The 16090-nt window shown below is 62.0% G+C and carries 11 protein-coding genes and 4 pseudogenes; 10 read left to right on the top strand and 5 right to left on the bottom strand.

Annotated elements, in window-relative coordinates; genetic code table 11:
* The first annotated feature begins 8 nt into the window (after positions 1 to 8).
* The 3 genes from bhcC to lipA all read left to right on the top strand — a co-directional run bounded on the left by bhcC (position 9) and on the right by lipA (position 3266).
* A complete protein-coding gene (bhcC, locus tag RHIBR816_RS0118185; protein ID WP_018238009.1) occupies positions 9 to 1172 on the top strand; it encodes a 3-hydroxy-D-aspartate aldolase BhcC in 1164 nt (387 codons plus the stop codon).
* Positions 1173 to 1220: 48 nt separating this feature from the next.
* Complete coding sequence (bhcD, locus tag RHIBR816_RS0118180) at positions 1221 to 2186, top strand: iminosuccinate reductase BhcD (RefSeq protein WP_018238008.1); 966 nt, start codon at positions 1221 to 1223, stop codon at positions 2184 to 2186.
* Positions 2187 to 2300: 114 nt separating this feature from the next.
* The gene (gene lipA / locus RHIBR816_RS0118175) at positions 2301 to 3266 is read left to right on the top strand and encodes a lipoyl synthase (RefSeq protein ID WP_018238007.1); all 966 of its coding nucleotides are present in this window, start codon (positions 2301 to 2303) and stop codon (positions 3264 to 3266) included.
* 176 nt (positions 3267 to 3442) lie between these two features.
* Here the strand turns inward: lipA and RHIBR816_RS0118170 are convergent, their stop codons facing one another.
* Positions 3443 to 4447: a glycosyltransferase family 2 protein gene (locus RHIBR816_RS0118170; RefSeq protein ID WP_018238006.1), complete on the bottom strand. Its 1005-nt coding sequence runs from the start codon at positions 4445 to 4447 to the stop codon at positions 3443 to 3445.
* A gap of 781 nt (positions 4448 to 5228) precedes the next feature.
* Here RHIBR816_RS0118170 and RHIBR816_RS37165 point away from each other — a divergent pair.
* The 4 pseudogenes from RHIBR816_RS37165 to RHIBR816_RS34380 all read left to right on the top strand — a co-directional run.
* Positions 5229 to 5369: pseudogene (locus tag RHIBR816_RS37165) on the top strand (ATP-binding protein); the annotation flags it as partial.
* Between the two features lie 252 nt (positions 5370 to 5621).
* Positions 5622 to 6492: pseudogene (locus tag RHIBR816_RS34385) on the top strand (tyrosine-type recombinase/integrase).
* A 56-nt stretch (positions 6493 to 6548) separates the two neighbouring features.
* Positions 6549 to 6737 (top strand): annotated as a pseudogene (locus RHIBR816_RS0118155) (IS110 family transposase); the annotation flags it as partial.
* 62 nt (positions 6738 to 6799) lie between these two features.
* Positions 6800 to 7210 (top strand): annotated as a pseudogene (locus RHIBR816_RS34380) (transposase); the annotation flags it as partial.
* Positions 7211 to 7710: 500 nt separating this feature from the next.
* On the opposite strand, the gene RHIBR816_RS0118145 reads toward RHIBR816_RS34380, so the two are convergent.
* The 4 genes from RHIBR816_RS0118145 to RHIBR816_RS0118130 all read right to left on the bottom strand — a co-directional run bounded on the left by RHIBR816_RS0118145 (position 7711) and on the right by RHIBR816_RS0118130 (position 14249).
* The gene (locus RHIBR816_RS0118145; RefSeq protein WP_018238002.1) at positions 7711 to 8511 is read right to left on the bottom strand and encodes a hypothetical protein; all 801 of its coding nucleotides are present in this window, start codon (positions 8509 to 8511) and stop codon (positions 7711 to 7713) included.
* Positions 8512 to 8555: 44 nt separating this feature from the next.
* Entirely contained in the window at positions 8556 to 10505 is a 1950-nt protein-coding gene (locus RHIBR816_RS0118140) for a mechanosensitive ion channel family protein (RefSeq protein ID WP_018238001.1), read from the bottom strand.
* Positions 10506 to 10558: 53 nt separating this feature from the next.
* Positions 10559 to 11794 (bottom strand): alpha/beta hydrolase, encoded by a 1236-nt coding sequence (locus RHIBR816_RS34375; RefSeq protein ID WP_371259071.1) that lies wholly within the window; start codon positions 11792 to 11794, stop codon positions 10559 to 10561.
* A 229-nt stretch (positions 11795 to 12023) separates the two neighbouring features.
* A complete protein-coding gene (locus tag RHIBR816_RS0118130) occupies positions 12024 to 14249 on the bottom strand; it encodes an adenylate cyclase (protein ID WP_018237999.1) in 2226 nt (741 codons plus the stop codon).
* 277 nt (positions 14250 to 14526) lie between these two features.
* On the opposite strand from RHIBR816_RS0118130, the gene RHIBR816_RS0118125 reads away from it, so the two are divergent.
* The 3 genes from RHIBR816_RS0118125 to RHIBR816_RS0118115 all read left to right on the top strand — a co-directional run bounded on the left by RHIBR816_RS0118125 (position 14527) and on the right by RHIBR816_RS0118115 (position 16036).
* Complete coding sequence (locus RHIBR816_RS0118125; RefSeq protein ID WP_018237998.1) at positions 14527 to 14826, top strand: hypothetical protein; 300 nt, start codon at positions 14527 to 14529, stop codon at positions 14824 to 14826.
* Between the two features lie 65 nt (positions 14827 to 14891).
* The gene (locus tag RHIBR816_RS0118120) at positions 14892 to 15704 is read left to right on the top strand and encodes a DUF2092 domain-containing protein (protein WP_018237997.1); all 813 of its coding nucleotides are present in this window, start codon (positions 14892 to 14894) and stop codon (positions 15702 to 15704) included.
* Positions 15701 to 16036 (top strand): hypothetical protein, encoded by a 336-nt coding sequence (locus tag RHIBR816_RS0118115; protein WP_018237996.1) that lies wholly within the window; start codon positions 15701 to 15703, stop codon positions 16034 to 16036. Before RHIBR816_RS0118120 ends, RHIBR816_RS0118115 begins: the two co-directional genes overlap by 4 nt.
* Positions 16037 to 16090 lie beyond the last annotated feature (54 nt).

Here is a 16090-nt window from a genome sequence, read left to right as displayed (position 1 = left end):
AAAGAGAGATGAACATGGAAACGAAGCTCGCAGGCATGGAAGTCGGCTACGATGTACCGGCTCTTCCCGGAATGAGCGTCAATGAAATCCAGACGCCGTGCCTGATCCTCGATCTCGATGCCCTCGAACGCAACATCCGCAAGATGGGCGACTATGCCAAGGCGCACAACATGCGCCACAGGGCGCACGGCAAGATGCACAAGTCGGTCGATGTTCTGCATCTCCAGCAGGAACTTGGTGGCGCGATCGGTGTGTGCTGCCAGAAGGTGTCGGAGGCAGAGGTCTTCGCGCGCGGCGGGATAAAGGACGTGCTGGTTTCGAACCAGGTCCGGGAACCGCTGAAAATCGAACGTCTAGCACGCCTCGCCACGGGGGACGCACGCATCATCGTTTGCGTCGACGATTTGGCCAACGTCGCAGAACTGTCCGCAGCGGCGCAGAAACACGGCACAACGCTCGAATGCTTCGTCGAAATCGATTGCGGTGCCGGCCGGTGCGGCGTGACCACCGCCGCCGCTGTTGTGGCACTTGCCAAAGCTATCGACGGTGCTGCGGGTCTCAAGTTCGCTGGCATTCAGGCCTACCAGGGCGCCATGCAGCACATCGACAATTACGAAGATCGCAAGGCCAAGCTCGACATCGCGATTGCCCAGGTGAAAGATGCGGTCGCTGCCTTGAAGGTCGAGGGTCTTGAGCCCGAACTGGTGAGCGGCGGCGGCACCGGCAGCTACTATTTCGAGAGCAATTCCGGCGTGTACAACGAACTGCAGTGCGGCAGCTACGCGTTCATGGATGCTGATTACGGTCGCATCCGCGATCAAGGTGGCAACAGGATCGATCAAGGCGAATGGGAAAATGCGCTCTTCATTCTCACCAGCGTGATGAGCCACGCGAAGTCCGACAAGGCAATTTGCGACGCCGGATTGAAGTCCCAGTCGGTCGATTCCGGACTACCCTTCGTCTATGGCCGCACGGACGTCAAGTACGTGAAATGCACGGATGAGCACGGCGTCATCGAGGATCCGAACGGCGTGCTCAAGATCAATGAAAAACTTCGTTTGGTTCCTGGCCACTGCGATCCGACCTGCAATGTTCACGATTGGTATGTGGGCGTGCGCAACGGCCGGGTTGAAACGCTGTGGCCGGTCTCGGCCCGTGGTAAGGCCTACTGATCGCCAAAGAGGGCATTGCCCCCACGTCGCAGGAATCGGAAGTTCGCAATGATTATCGTACCGGAAAATCAGATCGCCGGGCTGATTACCCCCGCTGATTGCCTCTTGGCGGTCGAGGGGGTCTTCGCCTCCATGGCTGAAAGGTCGGCCTACAATTTCCCTGTTATTCGCGAAGCAATCGGACACGCGGACGCGCTCTATGGTTTCAAATCGGGGTTCGACCGCGACAGTCTGGCCCTCGGCCTGAAATCCGGTGGTTTCTGGCCGAACAATGTTGAGAAGGGGCTGGCGAACCACCAGTCGACCGTTTTCCTGTTTGACGCTGATACCGGCGGGTGCCGCGCCGTTGTTGGCGGCAATCTGCTGACGGCGCTTCGGACGGCGGCAGCCTCGGCTGTCTCGATCAAGTATCTTGCCCGTAACGACGCGAAGGTGCTCGGCATGATCGGCGCGGGCCATCAGTCGACGTACCAGTTGCGCGCTGCGGTGGAGCAGAGGCCGTTCGAGAAGGTCCTCGCGTGGAATCTGCACCCCGAGATGCTCAGCCGTCTCGAAAGAATCGCGCGCGAACTGGAGCTTCCTTTCGAAACCGTCGACCTCGATCGTCTGGGTGCGGAATCGGATGTGATCATTTCGATCACCTCGTCGTTTGCCCCGATCCTCAAGGCCTCTCAGGTTCGCCCCGGCACACATCTCGCCTGTATGGGCACGGACACAAAAGGCAAGCAGGAGGTGGATCCCGAACTCGTCGCTGCGGCAACGGTGTTCACCGATGAAGTCGGTCAGGCGGTCACGATCGGTGAATGCCAGCACGCGATTGATAAGGGGCTGATCAGCAAGGACGACATCGTCGAGATCGGTGCGGTCATCACCGGTCGCCACAAGGGCCGTTCGTCATCAGAAGAGATCACATTGTTCGACGGAACGGGGGTCGGTCTCCAGGACCTGGCGGTGGCTTCAGCCGCTGTCGAACTCGCGCTATCGAAAGGGGCAGCGATCGAGGTGGATTTTTAGGCCATTGCGTCGCATTCTGAAGGCCAGAGCTGTTCGGTCGGGACAGTAGTGGAGGGTCTCCGTGTCTTAAGCGGGGGGCTTTCGCCGCATTCTCGATACGACGAAGGAAGAAACATGGTAACGGTTTTCGACGCGGTCTCGGATCGGGCGCAGCGCATCCGCCATCCGGAAAAGGCGCACCGGCCGGACACGGAAGTGCTGCGCAAGCCGGACTGGATCCGCGTGAAGGCGCCGACCTCGAAGGGTTACCAGGAGACCCGCTCGATCGTGAAGAGCAACAAGCTCGTCACCGTCTGCGAGGAGGCCGGCTGCCCGAACATCGGCGAATGCTGGGACAAGAAGCACGCCACCTTCATGATCATGGGGGAGATCTGCACGCGTGCCTGCGCCTTCTGCAACGTGGCGACCGGTAGGCCGAACGCCCTCGACCTGGACGAGCCCGCCAACGTCGCCAAGGCGGTCAAGCAGATGGGCCTCAGCCACGTCGTCATCACCTCGGTCGACCGTGACGACCTCGAGGACGGCGGCGCCGAGCATTTCGAGAAGGTGATCTTCGCGATCCGCGACGCGTCTCCGACGACGACGATCGAAATCCTGACCCCGGACTTCCTCAAGAAGCCAGGCGCGCTGGAGCGGGTGGTCGCCGCCAAGCCCGACGTCTTCAACCACAACCTCGAGACCGTGCCAGGCAACTATCTCACGGTGCGCCCGGGCGCGCGCTACTTCCATTCGATCCGTCTCCTGCAGCGGGTGAAGGAACTCGATCCGACGATGTTCACGAAGTCCGGCATCATGGTCGGCCTCGGCGAGGAGCGGAACGAGGTGCTGCAACTGATGGACGACCTGCGCACCGCCGACGTCGACTTCCTGACGATCGGCCAGTATCTGCAGCCGACCCGCAAGCATCACAAGGTCGAGAAGTTCGTCACCCCCGAGGAGTTCAAGTCCTACGAGACGGTCGCCTATACCAAGGGCTTCCTGATGGTCGCGTCGAGCCCGCTGACCCGCTCGTCGCACCATGCCGGCGACGACTTTGCACGGCTGAGGGCGGCGCGGGAGAAGAAGCTGGCCGCAGGATAGTTGACAGCCTCGACTGGGGCATCCCGGTGGGTGAACGCAACGCATGCTATCATTGCGATGATTTCCGTACACGTCGACGACAGCAATCGTTTCCCCCAATCGCGTCACCATACTGGCATGCGGCAATTTTGATCGCGACGCGGGACCGAGAGACGAATTCTGTGTTTCACATGTATCTATTCTTGCAGCAGGTAGCGAATCTCTCCAGTGCCGCCGAGGGCCACCGGGGCCGGTGACCGCGGGCGCCGCAAGCGCTCGGATTTGTCTGCAAGGATACCGCTGACGATCGCCGGAAGGGCGCCGGGATGCTTCAAGGCGTAGCCGATGGCGCTTCTAAAGCCGTCCTGGTTTTTGAGGTCGAGAAAATGCCGCAACTCGTAACGGTCTCGAACATGGCGTTCGTGCCGGCGCAACGCAGTCTCGGCGGCGGCGCCTAGCCGGGCTTCAGCAAGCATTGCCCGGTCGGCTTCGTAGAGACACTTCAAGTCGATCGTGCGGTGCCTGCCGCTCAGGGAATTGCCGCGCACGAGGGCAGCGTATCCGCAGCTTTTGATGATCTTGTAGCGCGCGCCCTTTGCGAGCGCCCGGGCGTAAAGATTGTAGTCTTCGCCGAGGCGCAGCGTCTCATCGTAACGAAGCCCATGCTCATCGAGGAAGGCGCGTCGCATAATCGGTTTCAGGAAGCCGATTTCACCGCGGCGGGCGCCGCGCCGCGAGATGTTCCCTTCCACAAAACCGGCAAGATCGATGAGCCGTGAGCTCGGCGTGAACTGCTTGACCTTTGCAGCCGCGGTCGCCGCTCGCTCCCCATCGATGAAGGCAATGTTGTCCGCGATCAAGTCCCAACCGTCCTCCGAAAGCAGTTGCCGCAGCCGGCCTGGAAGGAAGAAATCGTCCGCGTCCAGTAGCGCAAGAAGGGGGGATTCCGAGATCGAAATTGCGTGATTGCGAGCCGCAGACGGCCCGTGGTTTGCTTCGAAGCGAACGACAGTCAGCCTCCCGGTCCCATCATCGGCGGCGCTCGCAACCGCCGCGGTTTCATCGGTTGAACCGTCATCGACGACGACGACTTCAGAGGCTTCGGGCTCGGCAAGTGCAGAGGTGATCGCTCTGGCGATCGTGTCGGCGGCATTCTTTGCCGCGATGATAATGCAAACGGCTGTCGGCGCGGCTGCGGTCATAAGGGGCTCCAGCATGTGATGCTCTGGCAGGAAAAATGCGACCGGATGTTACTGCACGACTCCGATCGACTTAGTGGTTCAAGGTGCGGCGGCGAGCTCGGCAGTCCCGAGCGGACGAGAGAGGGAATGCTGTGCGATGATGTTGCAAACACATGTCCAAGTCATCTTATTCCGTTCCCGTTCAGAAGGGCTCTCGCCGCAATCGCCTTACTCCCTCGGTGATAGACGCCGCTTTAAGAAGTCCGACGCAGCCGGAGCCTCAATTCGCCCAGCCCCGTTGATTCAGCGACAACTTACCCCAGGAGAAGCTCATCGATGTGAACGTGGAAGTCGGCAAAAAAACGGCATGGCAACGATTACATTAACAGCGAACGTCGGAAAACCAGCACAACACATGATGATGCATGTGGACACGGTCAAGCGGCGGTCTACTCCGATCGACGACTACATGCGGGAATGCTTGGCCGATGCACTTCGGAATCCGTTGAAGGCGCCGAAGGGTTTGAAGACTTCAATCCAAGGCGTCCAAGTACCACTCATATCGACCTCGTCGTAAAACCGAAAGCATTGCATCATTGTTCTCGTCGGCGGGAGCCCGCCAACAGATGGATTGGCGATTAACGTGGCGACGGCAAGTCCGGCCAATCTACAGTCCGCCCATGGAGTGTACGCTAGTGACTTCGCAGGGGCGCGCGGGGAACTGGTCCACCTATACGGCTGAGCAAGTCCACCTCCATGGGAGGCTTCTGTCGCTGGGGGTACAGACAATTACAAACTCGGCTATGAACGCGGGGCCATGATGCTGACTTCCAACCGCCGGCTTTGCCGAATGTGGCGACCCCGTCTCAATACCGCACTGTTTGGCAGGCTGTTGCATCACGCCGTCCTGCAGATTGAGGGTTCGAGCTACCGGCTACGTCAATTGATGAGACGGAGTGGCTGTATTGTCCGCTTCGTGCAAATCAACGAGACATCCTCCCCAACGCAAACGTAGTTCCGCTTAGGGTCGATCTTTCCGGTTCGATTCGTCGGCGTCGGGTGGATGGACTAAGCCGCTCGCGCGGCAAGGGCGCTTGTGGCAGGCGGTGGGTTTCCTGATCGACGGCGGTTCTTTGTGTCTCGGGTTCCTGGCCTGACGATTGAGGCTTCTCAATCTGATGGACAGGAGGGTCCCATGACAGAGGAGAAGACCACCCGGCTGCGTGAGCGGATGATCGAGGATATGCGCATCCGCGGGATGGGCGACAAGGCGCAGCAAGCCCACATCCGGGCGATCAAGGATTTCGCGGCCTTTCTGGGGCGCTCACCCGACACGGCGACGCCGGAGGAGTTGCGGGCCTATCAGCTACACATGACCAATGCCGGGGTAACGCCCTCGACATTCAATGTCCGGATCATCGCGCTCAGGTTCTTTTTCGGGATCACCTGCGGGCGCGAGGAGATGAAGCGGTACATGCAGTTCCAACGCAAGCCGCAGAAGCTGCCGGTCGTCTTGAGCGTCGAGGAGGTCGCCGACCTGCTGGCCGCGGCTCCCGGGCCCGGGCTGACGTATCGTGCAGCGCTCAGCATCAGCTATGGCGCCGGGCTGCGGGCTTCGGAGGTGTGCCACCTCAAGGTCACTGACATCGACAGCGAGCGCATGTTGATCCACGTCGAAGAAGGCAAGGGCGGCAAGGATCGCAAGGCCATGCTGTCGCCGGGCTTGCTGGATCTGCTGCGCGATTACTGGCGGGAGGCGCGTCCGCGGGGATGGCTGTTTCCCGGCAAGCCGAAGATCAATCCGATCTCGCCGCGCCAGCTCAACCGGGCCTTCACCGCGGCCAAGCACATGGCGGGCATCGCCAAGCCCGCGACGCTGCATACCCTGCGCCACAGCTTCGCCACGCATCTGCTGGAGGCGAACACCGACGTGCGGGTGATCCAGGTATCTGCTCGGTCATGCCAAGCTGAGCAGCACCGCCCGCTACACATGGGGTAATCGCGGTGCGACTGCCCCCGGCAATTTTTTGCAAGATGATGCTGGCTGGGTTGGTTGCCCCCGATAAGATGGAAATACGGGCTCACGATTGGAACCGGGCCCAAACATCGAAAGGAGGCAACCATGGACCAGTATATCGGGCTCGACGTTTCATTGAAAGACACTGCGATCTCGATCCGAGAGGACGGGAAGCGGATCTGGCGGGGGAAGCGCGCGTCGGATCCAAAGGTGTTGGCGCAGGTGATCCGCAAGCACGCCCCGAACGCCAAACGTGTCATATTCGAGACGGGGCCGCTGTCGACGTGGTTCTACCCGCAACCTGGCAAGGTCGCCGAATGCATAAACCTCCTTGACGATTGGAATGCGATTAGACAACCCACCGCGTCGCCATCTCCAACAGCCGCCTGATCAGCGCCAATGCCGAGGCGGTCGCCTTCCGCTGGAAGGACTACCGGATCAAATCTGGCGACCGGCAGAAGGTCATGCGGCTGGCCACCGACGAGTTCATCCGCCGCTTCCTGCTCCATGTGCTGCCCGACGGTTTCCACCGCATCCGCCATTACGGCCTGCTCGCCAGTGCGGGCCGCAGGACCAAGGTCGCAAAGATCCGCGCTCTGCTCGGAGCGGAAACGGCCAAACAAGATGATCCGCCAAGCGCTGCGACGATCCCGCTCACTCTGAGAGAGCGATGCCCCGACTGCGGCGGCCCGATGCGCATCATCGAGATCTTCCGACGCGGTCAGAAACCCAGAGCCCGGGCGCCACCGAGAAAGCAAGCCGCATGACAAGACACCCATCACATTGGCCAAAGCCGACCCGAAAACACCCTGCATTCGGCGATCGGATCGCTTTGCGCCCAATAACACTGAGCACCGCAAAATCGTCAAACTCGACAGGGCCGAGACCGTCAAACCCGCTTCCGATCATCGCATTCCACACCCTCAGGTCGGCCCTTTTGCTTTTGTCGTCAGCGCCGAAGTCCACAACAGACGCCCGCGGCCCCGCGCTTTCCCCATAGGTCCCACCCAGCCTCCGCGGCTTCCTCCTTCCAAGGTTTGTCAACGCGGGCCGCCCAACGCCAGCGGCAAACGTCGCGCTGCGGCCCGCATCGAAAAACCTTCAGGACAGCCGAAGTTCGGCAGTCCATCCACCGAGGTCTGCATTCGTAGCCGCAAGCGATCATTCTCTTGTCTGCCTAAGCAGCTTGCCGGGACACCGCAATTTAGCGCCATGGGACATTTACGCTGAATTGTCTCGGTCCCGCGGAGCGCCCTTGATCGCCGGGCTAGAACTTAACCGCGAGCCCGAGGATCGGCCCTTGCTGCACGGCATCGAACTGGAAGCCGTCGTCGCTGTAATCAACCCCGAGTGCTCGATATCCGGCAATGGCCGAAATCCTGTCGTTGAAATCGTAGCCAACGCCCACCGCGACATCCCAGTCGAGGTCGGCACCGCCGCCGCCGACCAGTCCCCAGCCTGTCAGGTAGACCTCCGGCGTGAAGGAATACTTCCCGCGCAAGCCGGCCATGCCATCGAGCCATGTGGCGCTGTCGCTTCGCTCGACGCCACCCAGCATGCCACCGTTGAAGGAGAGCGTCGTTTCGACCGACCACACCTTCACGCCGCCCACAATGTCGAGAAGTCCATCCGGGCCATCGAGGAGCGCGTAGCCCACGCCCAGCAAGCCCGAAAAGCTCTTCGACGTCACGTCGACGTCAGTCGCGAGTATTCCAAGAGGGGTCTCGCCGTTTGCGGACAGCTTTGTGTAGATGACGTCGCCGATGATGCTGAACCGGTCATATCGCGCTTCGCCGGCCGCCATGAACGCGAAATCGAGATTTCCCAGGATGTCGCCGAAATCGGCGTCGATGTCCACGGTGGGAAGCCCGAACTGGGAGGTATCGCCCGATAGGCCGGCCATCCAGAAGTACGGAGCGACCGAGAAGGTCCAGCCATCCTGCGTTTCGGCAGGCTGAGGGGCCGGGATCAGGAGAGGCGAGACGTCGGCGGCGTGCACCCAGGTAGAACCCAGTGCCGCCAGGGCCAGCGAGAACCCAAACTTCAGACATTTCTCCGCAATCTCCATCGACTTCTCCTTCACCGTCAACACTGATTCTGGCCGCCAACCATTTAAGAGTGGTTGGGTTCACTGGCCGCCGATGGAGCCAATTTGACCGCCCTTCGTTTGCGGGTGACCTCCTGTGCGATCGCGGCGCTGTTGTCCGCATTGCCTGAGACCTCGACCGTCGGGACGGCAATGCGGATTCCATTTTCCTCGAATGCTTTCTTGATCATCACCAACGCCTTCCGCTTGATGGCGAACTGTGCACCGGGCAGCGTCATCAGCTTGAGCTTCAGCACGACGGCAAACTCGCCGAAACTGTCGACGCCTTGCATCTTCAACGGCTCCAAGGTGCTGGCCGCGAACTCCGGATCCTGGGCAAGCTCCAGGCCGATCTTCTTGATAAGCTTGCGCGCCGTTTCGACATCCGAGTCGTAGGTGATGTTGATGGTCCATTTCTCCATGACCCAATCCCGGCTCATGTTCTGCACCGCTCCCAGTACGCCGAAAGGGACGGTGTAGATCGGCCCGCGGTGGTGTCTGAGGCGCACGGAGCGGAGACTGAAGGATTCGACCGTGCCCTGATAGCTGCCGCTCTGGATGTATTCGCCTATGCGGAACGCGTCGTCGAGCATGTAGAAGACGCCACTCAGTATGTCTTTGACCAGTGTCTGCGAACCGAAGCCGATGGCAACGCCGAAGATGCCGGCACCGGCGATGAGCGGCCCGATCTGCACTCCCAGCTCGGCCAGGACGGAGAGTCCCGCAACGACGAGGATCAGAACGGCAAGGGCATTGCGGAAGATCGGCAGAAGCGTCCTCAGCCGGCCGAGCCGGGCCAGCTCCGCGGAGTCCGGGGACTGTGTCCGCTCCGCCAGCATCAGACGGTGATCGATATAGCCCTTTGACAGATGCCAGATCAGGTCTGCCAACAGCAGGACGATCACCGCGTTGAAGACGCCAGAGACGATGCGGTCGGCAAGAGAATCCTGTGTCAGAGAACTCAGGTTGAAGCGGGAGACTGCCAACAGCCAGGCAACCGCCACGGCGATGACCAACGCGCGTGCACCACGGCCGATCAGGACCCTTGCCAAAGTGGTCCCCCAGCCGCCTTCGGCGATTCCCGTTGCGCAGGCTTCGCTGAGCCGACCGGTCGCCGCGAGGACTCTTGGCAGGAGCAGCGCATAAATCCCGACCCACAGCACTCCGGTCATGCCAGCGATCCAAGCCAACCACAGAGCAACCAGATAGAAAGTGAGCAGGGACGCTTTGCGTCGAGAAACGGACCCGTCGGCCGACTCCCTCCATACGATTTCGATGCCGACAGCGAGCAGGCCGAGACCGAACAGGTAGGCGACGGTTCGACGGACTTCCGGAGAGAACTCGAGCTCCGACATCAGGCTGACGAACGCCCACCCGAACAGGAGAATGGCTGCGAAGGCCCCGACGCGCCGGTTCCAGAACGAGACGCGCGTACGATTTTTCGGATCGAAAGCCCGCTCGGCGCGGCCCACGGCATCACTTGCCGCGATCACCAGGGCGAGCGTCATGACGATGCGCCAGACGATGAAAGCGGCGAGAAAGGTAAGAACAGCCTTCTTCAACAGGGGCGGCCAGCCGAAAACCAGGAAGAGACCGAGACTCGCGAACGTGAACACGAGGAGCGGTGGCAGTTCGGAAAGCAGCCGTTGGTGGAGCGGAGCAGGGGGTTGCGAGTCGGCAGGCGGCTCTCCTTTCCTGCCTTCGGAGAGCAAGCGCCGCACAACGTGCTCGGCGAGATATCCAACCACGATCAGGCAGAGTACGAGGAACAAAGCCTTGCCGGGGCGGCCCGAGTTGATTTCCGTCGATGCGATCGAAGCCGCCCGAGCAACCTCGCTTGGGATGCGCGGGATCGCATCTACCAGCGCCCAGAGCCGGCCGCGGACGGTCGCCTCCCAGTCCAGCATCGTATCTGAGATCGAAACGCTTGAAGCTGCGGCAGCCTGCGCGAATGCGAGCTTCGGAACAAGGTTCATGCACGCGGCTGCGGCCCGCAGGAGGTGTCGACGAGGGAGTCCAGACCAAACCATCAGCGCCCGCACTCCCGAGGCGCGGGGTGCACCGTGCCGCAGTCGTCCGGCGCTGTTGGCAGCGAGCGGGTCCGGGTACTTGCCAGGCTGTTCAAATGTTCCGCGTAATTGTCGCGGGAGTGCTGATCCACCACCGCAGCCGGCGCGGCAAGCACCAGCCCCGCGGCATTGCCAACCGCGGCGGCCGTACCGGTCGTGGCCACGAGGATATGGTCCCCGAGGCCGACCCTGCTGTCGGTCAGCGTCTGCCCCTCCGAGATGCGCGAACCGATCAACCGGACGATCTCCGGTGATTCCGCGAACTTGCCGTGGTTGAGGCTGTCGCCCGCCTTGATCTTGGTCAGGTCGATGACTGTGATCTTGTTGTCCTCTAGCTCCCTCTTGTACGGGGCCTGCTCGGGATCGATGGCTCCGAGCCGGGAGACGTCGCCCCACACGCGACGCGAGACTGCCAGGGCGCGGTCGTCACGGGAGACGAAGAGGGTGAACCGCGGGTGCTGCTTGCCCATGTCGACGATCTGCTGGCGAAAGACGTCTACGTCAACATCGGGAGCCGCCAACATGACGTTTTTGAATTTCGAAGGCAGTCCGCCGTTGCGGATGGCCATCTGGCGCAGCGATTCCAGAGCGAGCCAGTTTCCCATCGAGTGGGCCAGGATCGAGACCTCTTTTACTTCCGGGTCGCGGTAGAGGTACTGAAAGAGGTTCTCCAGCGCGTTGCGCGTGTAGTTGGTGCTCTCGCGGTCATATCCGTAGGCGAGCAGGCTTCCTCGCGAGGGCCAGGTGACCAGAACGGGAGCGCTACGGACTTCGGAATCGTGCACGATCTGTGCGAAGCGGTAGACGGAATCCTCGAAGCGGTTGTTGAACCCATGGATGAACACGAAGACGCTCCGGTCCGGGCTCTTCCGGACGCTTGCGCTCAGCCACTTCTTGGCGGCGGTCACGTCTATCTCCTCGGCCTTCAAGGTCGCGAAGTCGGTCGCAGGATTGGACGGGAGCCGCTTCGGCCAGGCGACCTCTCCCGTCTTGCGGGCGCTCTGGGGTGGAATGGAAACAGTCATGTCGGCAAAGGCCGGGCTGAAGGCACGTTCCCCGGTAAACATCTCTCCAGGTATCGCCGAGCGGTCGCGGGTCGTCGTGATCAGCATGTTCACCCGGCTTGATTCGGGAGACGTGTCCGCCACAGGCGTCAGCACCCCTTTCGGGTGGCCCCCGCATCCCGCCACGACCAGCAGCGTCCCGCAGACCACAATGCTCTGAAGACGCCGCAAGAGGCTCGACTGCGTCGTGCGACGGTTTTTGCTACTCACTGGTATCCCCATGTTAAGAGTGCGTTACGCGAGACGCGGTGTCCTCCGGTCGTTTCTGCACCACGGCCGATGCACGAAGTCTAGGCGAAGACAGGGCGGCACGCCCGTAGCATCAGGGAAGTTACGGATAGTTATCGCGGGACACGCGTTTCTAGTGCGGCCGCGCATCGGCCGCAGCCGCACGCGCGATAGCGGCCTCAACGCCCCCGGGTATCGGCAGTCCCGCCTTTCGAAGCCCTGAAACCAGGCGCAACTGGTCCTTCGGCGTGTAATTTCTCGTCGTGAGTTCAGCCTGAATGTTGAGAATAAAGTCCGGGCGCATCCGCATGAACGTCTCGCCCGCTCGCCGGGCCTCAGCGGGCATCCCAGCCTCCGCATAGATGACCGCGGCCACGGCATGGAAAAGCGGGAACTTCTGGAGGTCGGCCTGTTTGATTCCGGCGGCCGCCGCCGGGTAGTCTCCAAGCATGTAGGCCGCAAGGGCGCGGGTTCCGTGATAGTACCCCCCTCCGCCCGGATTGAGCGCGATTGCCCGGTCCAGAAGCTCCGCGCCGCGGTGCCATTGTCCGCCCATCGCCAGCCGGGTCGCAAATTCACCCAAGAGCTCGGTGTCGTTGGGGTTCATGACGAGAGCCTGCTCTCCGGTGCGCATCGCCTCGGTATACTGGCCGTTGAAGAACAATGCAGTCATCAGCGCCTGACGGCCGCGGGTGTTGCCGGGATCGAGCTGAATTCCTCTCCGCGCCGCTCGGAGCGCCCGTTCCATGGCAGTCGGAGCGCCTGACTTCGGATTGAAACTGAATCGCTCCTCATCGAGGTAGACGATGGACAGCATCGCCCAGGCGGTCGCATAAGTCGGATACCGGGCGACGGCGCTTTCGAGACATGCCCTGACCTCGGCGTGACGTTCGACGCTCAGCTCTGCGCGGTAATCGTAGAACCTCAGCGTGCACCTGTAAGCACCAAGATCGTCCGGCGGCGGATTGGCGGCATCGGCCTGGGCAATGATGCCGTACGGCTGCGCAACCGCCGTCGCGACTTTGCTCGCGACATCGGACTGGATTGCGACCAGATCGCGCGACCGCAGATCGTTGTCATAGTCCTCCGACCACAGGATCGCACCGTCGGAGGCATCGAGGAGCCGCGCGGTCACCCGGATGCGGCTGCCCGATGTCCGCACGCCGCCCGCGAGCAGATACCGCGCGCCCAGCTCATCCCGGACCTGCGAGACGTCCACGTCCGGCGGCAGCGATTTCGACGTCTCGCGACCGAATACCTTTATCTCCTTGAAGCGTGGAAGAGCGGTCAGGAGTTCTTCCGTCACGCCATCTGTATAGAGTTCAGCATTCGGCCCCTCTCCTAGATTGGCGAAGGGCGCGATCACGAGCGTGGGACCATCGGGCACCCGAACAGTGTCTACTCGTAAAGCGGAAGGCGATCCCGGCCGACCGATCGTCGAGTAGCCGAGGATCGCGGTCGCGACCGCTAAGACGCCTGCGACTAGCAATGCCCCGTACCGCCGCCTTCGACGGGTCGCGGGCTCGGACGAATCCGGAGCCGCCGCCCTGTCCGGTTCGGCAGGCACGGGATTGTTCCATCTGAACGTCGGCCCATACCCGCCTTTGGGAACCTCTATTCGCAGCGGATCGTTCTGCCCTGCCACCAGGTAGTAACGCTCGAGCGCCCGCCGCAACCTGGCCGCCTCGATCCGCACGACCGGGTCGTCCTGCGTGAAGCTCTCATCCCGCTTGAAGACCTCGATCGCGATCGAGTAGCCCTTGATCCGCTCGGCGCGGCCGACAAGCGTCTCCTCGACGATATAGCGCAGGAGCGCGGCTCCTCGCCCGCCACCGTGAAATTCCTTGCTCGAAACTATCCGCTCGAGCTGGACGCGAACGTCGTCAGGACCCGGAGGCGGAAGCGCGGAAGCGGCCGAAGCATTCCTGCGTCCTGGAGCCGGAGCCTGCATTGGCGGCGTCGCACTGTCCGTCGCATCAGCGTCTTCCGGCGAGCCTCGTTCCGAGAAGGTGGGGACATAACCGCCCTTGGGAATGCCGATGACGACAGGATCGGATTTCCCGGCCGTCAGGTAGTATCGCTCGAGGGAACGACGAAGGTGGCTCGCGGCGATGCGCACGATCGGATCGTTCTGCGGATCGAACGTGCTGTCCCGGCCGAACACTTCCACGGCAACGGAGTAGGCCTTTATCCGGCCGCCGCGCCCGGCGAGGGTCTCCTCGACGACATACTGCAGAAAACGGTGTTCGCGGTCGGTCGCGTCGAACTCGGCGCTCTGCCGGATGCGGGAGAGCTGGGCCAGACACCTGGCGTCGGTGGACTGCGGTTTCTCCGCTTCCGATTCTGCAGCGTGAATCACGGTACCCCCGTGCGTGAAAGCGAGGATTGCGCCAGCCGTTCCCTACGACCGGAAGCAGCATCCAGTAGCATAGCTTAGCTATACGTCAAGCGTGTAAAACGCAACAGCAACAACCGTTGATCGACTGCTGTGCGACATATGGCGACGGCAACGTAGGGAAGCACCGCGCGACCGCCTCTCGGCAGCCCGGCCGCCACAGTTGATCACGTAAGTTACAGCCCTTCACCTACGCACATACCGGAACTCCGCATAGGCTGCCTGCTTATGGGAGCGGCGAATGACCAAGATCAACGACCTGACGGGCAAGGGGCAGGCATTTTCGGCGGCGGCAGGCCGCTTCCCGCAGGCCGAATTCACGGTCCGCCGTCTGATGAGAACGAGCGAGGATTTCTGTGACCTGTGCTGTGAGCTCGCGGAGGCCGAGCATGCGCTCGCTCGGCTTCCGCAATCCGCCAGGGAGTTGAGTGAAGAACGGCAGCGCGAATGGCAGGAGCTTATCGATTGCCTGGTCGCCGAAATCGGCGACGCCCTTGTAGAGCAAGGAGGATGGAGGCCCGGCTCGGGGAACCCCGACTGAAGCGAACCGTCCGATCAAGTCGTTGGCGATGCATCCGGGCATCGCACTAGCTGAGAGAGAGTGACATGAAGCAACAGAACGTGGATGCCAACCTCGTTTCCGGGACCAGGCGTCGAGCGGCGGGACTGGCGGTCGCCGCAATTGCCGTCGCGCTGTCGAATGCGCCGTCCCGGGCCCAAAGCACAATCGACCCGGACGCGGATTCCGTCCTGCGTGCCATGACCGATCAGTTGCAGGCGCTGAAGGAGTTCGACGTCGAATACGATACCGACCACGAGGTCGTGCTGAGGGACGGGCAAAAAATCCAGTACAGCGCGTCGGGCAGGATCGTGGTGTCCCGGCCTGCAGGGTTCCGCATGACGCGGCAGGGCCCGTATGCGGATATCGAGGCCAGCTTCGATGGCAAGGTCGTTTCCCTCTACGGCAAGCGGCTGAACGTCTACGCCCAGATCGACAGTCCAGGACCCTCGATCGACGAAGCGGTGGTCGAGTTTCGGGCTGCCACCGGGCTCGACGCTGCCGGGGCCGACTTCCTGTCCGCCGATCCTTATGCCGTGCTGACGGAAGGCGTGGTTTCGGGATCGCTGGTCGGCACCGCCTTCGTGGGCGGCGTGCTATGCGATCATCTGGCGTTCCGGAACAATGACGTGGACTGGCAGCTCTGGATCAGCAAGGGCGAGCAGAACCTTCCCTTGAAATACGTGATCACCACGAAATGGGTGACCGGTTCGCCACAATACACGCTGCGGTTCCGCAATTGGGACACAGGCGGCGTCGATTCGAAGACGTTCTCGTTCAAGCCGCCGGCCGACGCAAAGAAGGTGGACGCGGTCCATGCCGATGCCGTCGGCGACCTGATCCTGGAGGCACAGCAATGAGCATGAAACGGACGTCCCTGAGATACATCTCGGCTGCGGCCATCATCGCCGCCCTCGTGACGGTCGACGCTTGGACTGCAGGGCAGCCGGGCCGCGAGGGGGTCTTCATCGGCGAGGCCCAGGCGCGCGTCGGACGCCCGCTGACCCCGGCCAGCGTCGCAGGCGTCGCGAGGCGCACTACACGCCGGACGATACGGCGTTCGGCGATCTATGTCGCGGCCCTGCCTGCCGCCTGCGTGAGGACGAGCATTAGCGGCACAGTCTTATGGCAGTGCGGAGGAACCTACTACCAGCCCTATGGGGGCCGCTACGTCGTCGTCTACGTGGACTGACGTCTCCGGCGAACGCCGCTCATCTCGGCAGGTAAATCGAAACGGTGAACACAG

Source organism: Ensifer sp. BR816, from assembly GCF_000378985.1.
Classification (GTDB): Bacteria; Pseudomonadota; Alphaproteobacteria; order Rhizobiales; family Rhizobiaceae; genus Sinorhizobium.
This window is presented reverse-complemented; position numbering and strand designations above follow the sequence as displayed.